This is a genomic window from Bacillus haikouensis, from assembly GCF_013179555.1.
In the GTDB taxonomy this organism is placed as follows: domain Bacteria; phylum Bacillota; class Bacilli; order Bacillales; family Bacillaceae_B; genus Rossellomorea; species Rossellomorea haikouensis_A.
Genome location: NZ_JABMCR010000421.1, coordinates 1 through 2,639, shown reverse-complemented (window position 1 = coordinate 2,639; position 2,639 = coordinate 1). Strand labels below are relative to the sequence as shown.

The 2,639-nt window shown below is 52.5% G+C and carries 1 rRNA gene; it reads left to right on the top strand.

What is annotated here, in order from left to right:
- Positions 1-2,602 (top strand): 23S ribosomal RNA (locus HP456_RS25795); the annotation flags it as partial.
- Positions 2,603-2,639 lie beyond the last annotated feature (37 nt).

Here is a 2,639-nt window from a genome sequence, read left to right as displayed (position 1 = left end):
TATCTACACCTGAATACATAGGGTGTAAGAAGCGAACGCAGGGAACTGAAACATCTAAGTACCTGCAGGAAAGGACATCAACCGAGACTCCGCAAGTAGTGGCGAGCGAACGCGGACCAGGCCAGTGGCAATGATGAATAAAGCGGAACGATCTGGAAAGGTCGGCCATAGAGGGTGATAGCCCCTTACGCGTAGAACAGTCATTGTCCTTGAGTAGGGCGGGACACGTGAAATCCTGTCTGAACATGGGGAGACCACTCTCCAAGCCTAAGTACTCGTGCATGACCGATAGCGAACAAGTACCGTGAGGGAAAGGTGAAAAGCACCCCGACGAGGGGAGTGAAATAGAACCTGAAACCGGATGCCTACAAACAGTCGGAGCCTGAAAGGGTGACGGCGTACCTTTTGTATAATGGGTCAACGACTTAGTGTAACTAGCAAGCTTAAGCCGGTAGGTGTAGGCGCAGCGAAAGCGAGTGTTAATAGCGCGACATAGTTAGTTGCATTAGACCCGAAACCGAGTGATCTAGCCATGAGCAGGCTGAAGGTTGGGTAACACCAACTGGAGGGCCGAACCCATAACTGTTGCAATAGTTCGGGATGACTTGTGGCTAGGGGTGAAAGGCCAATCAAACTCGGAAATAGCTGGTTCTCCGCGAAATCTATTTAGGTAGAGCGTCGACCGAATACCCTCGGGGGTAGAGCACTGGATGGGCTATGGGGACTCACCGTCTTACTGATCCTAACCAAACTCCGAATACCGAGGAGTACTAGTCGGCAGACACACGGCGGGTGCTAACGTCCGTCGTGAAAAGGGCAACAACCCTGACCTCCAGCTAAGGTCCCCAAGTCATGGCTAAGTGGGAAAGGATGTGAGGATCCCAAAACAACCAGGATGTTGGCTTAGAAGCAGCCATCATTTAAAGAAAGCGTAACAGCTCACTGGTCTAAATAAGGGTCTTTGCGCCGAAAATGTAACGGGGCTAAAGCCATGCACCGAAGCTGAGGATTTGCACTTTGTGCAAGTGGTAGCGGAGCGTTCCGTAAGTCTGTGAAGGGGTACCTGTGAGGGGCCCTGGAGATATCGGAAGTGCGAATGTTGACATGAGTAACGATAAAGGGAGTGAGAGACTCCCTCGCCGAAAGACCAAGGGTTCCTGCTTAAAGTTAATCTGAGCAGGGTTAGCCGGCCCCTAAGACGAGGCGGACACGCGTAGTCGATGGGAACCACGTTAATATTCGTGGGCCTGGTGGTAGTGACGGATCTCGTGTGTTGTTCAACCTTACTGGATTGGTTGGGCGGCGAAGAGGTTCCAGGAAATAGCTCCACCGTATAGACCGTACCCGAAACCGACACAGGTGGTCAGGTAGAGTATACCAAGGCGCTTGAGAGAACTATGTTGAAGGAACTCGGCAAATTGCACGCGTAACTTCGGAAGAAGCGTGACCCTTTTGTACGCAAGTATGATGGGGTGGCACAGACCAGGGGGTAGCGACTGTTTATCAAAAACACAGGGCTCTGCGAAGTAGCAATACGACGTATAGGGTCTGACGCCTGCCCGGTGCTGGAAGGTTAAAGGGAGGGGTGCAAGCTCTGAACTGAAGCCCCAGTAAACGGCGGCCGTAACTATAACGGTCCTAAGGTAGCGAAATTCCTTGTCGGGTAAGTTCCGACCTGCACGAATGGCGTAACGACTTCCCCGCTGTCTCCAACATAGACTCAGTGAAATTGAATTCCCCGTGAAGATGCGGGGTTCCTGCGGTCAGACGGAAAGACCCCGTGCACCTTTACTATAGCTTTACACTGGCATTCGCCAAGGCATGTGTAGGATAGGTGGTAGGCTTTGAAGCAGGGACGCCAGTTTCTGTGGAGCCATCCTTGAAATACCACCCTTATCTTCGTGGATGTCTAACCGCGGTCCGTTATCCGGATCCGGGACAGTGTATGGTGGGTAGTTTGACTGGGGCGGTCGCCTCCGAAAGAGTAACGGAGGCGCGCGATGGTTAGCTCAGACCGGTCGGAAATCGGTCGTCGAGTGCAATGGCATAAGCTAGCCTGACTGCGAGACTGACAAGTCGAGCAGAGACGAAAGTCGGTCATAGTGATCCGGTGGTCCCGTGTGGAAGGGCCATCGCTCAACGGATAAAAGGTACGCCGGGGATAACAGGCTGATGACCCCCAAGAGTCCATATCGACGGGGTTGTTTGGCACCTCGATGTCGACTCATCGCATCCTGGGGCTGGAGCAGGTCCCAAGGGTATGGCTGTTCGCCATTTAAAGCGGTACGTGAGTTGGGTTCAGAACGTCGTGAGACAGTTCGGTCCCTATCTGCCGTGGGTGTAGGAATATTGACAGGATCTGTCCCTAGTACGAGAGGACCGGGATGGACGTATCTCTGGTGGATCTGTTGTCCTGCCAAGGGCATAGCAGAGTAGCTATATACGGAATGGATAACCGCTGAAGGCATCTAAGCGGGAAACCAACCTGAAAACGAGTGTTCCCTATCAGAGCCGTGGAAGACGACCACGTTGATAGGACGGGTGTGGAAGCACAGCAATGTGTGAAGCTTACCGTTACTAATAGCTCGATCGACTTCTTCGTTCCCATTGTTCATGCTCATCGAAGATGAGCATTATTC